The organism is Komagataeibacter kakiaceti JCM 25156, assembly GCF_000613305.1.
In genome coordinates, this window is sequence record NZ_BAIO01000841.1 from 1 (window position 1) to 675 (window position 675).

Annotated in this window: 1 pseudogene; it reads right to left on the reverse strand. The window is 71.1% G+C overall.

The annotated features are described in order from the left end of the window. Positions 1-675, reverse strand: a pseudogene (locus JCM25156_RS26515) (bifunctional [glutamine synthetase] adenylyltransferase/[glutamine synthetase]-adenylyl-L-tyrosine phosphorylase); the annotation flags it as partial.

Below are 675 nucleotides of genomic sequence, written 5' to 3' on the forward strand. Positions count from 1 at the left end.
GCCAGCCGGGTGGACTGGTTGCGGGTTGCGGCCGTGGCGTCGGTCAGTTGCAGCCCCTGGGCGATGAATTCCACATCCATCAGCCCGCCCCGGCGGCGCTTGATGTCCCACGGGCTGGTGGCGGGATATTCCCTGGCCAGGCGTTCGCGCATATGGCGCACGTCATGCACGATCCGCGCGCGGTCGTGTTGCGCGAGCGGGCCGTGATCGAGCGCGGTGGCGATGGCCTGCCGCAGTTCGGCGGCAAGCGGGGGCGGCCCCGCCACCACGCGCGCGCGGGTCAGGGCCATGCGTTCCCATGTCCACGCGGATTCCGCATGGTAGCGGCGAAAGGCGGAGAGCGAGACCGCGACCGGCCCCTTCGACCCCGAGGGACGCAGCCGCATGTCCACCTCATACAGCGGGCCTTCGCGCCCCGGCGCGGTCAGGGCCGCGATGAAGCATGCGCCAGCCGCACGAAGTAGGTGCCCGCCGCAAGGGGCCGTGCGCGCACCCCGTCGGCGGAGGTGGAGGCGGACACGACGCTTTCCCCCGCATCGGGCGGGTGATCGAAAACCAGCATGAGGTCAAGGTCCGAGCCGGGCATCATTTCATGCGATCCGGCCTTGCCCAGCGCCATCACCGCCATCGCCCCCCCCGGCACGACGCCGTGGCGGCGTTTATGTTCGGCGCTGA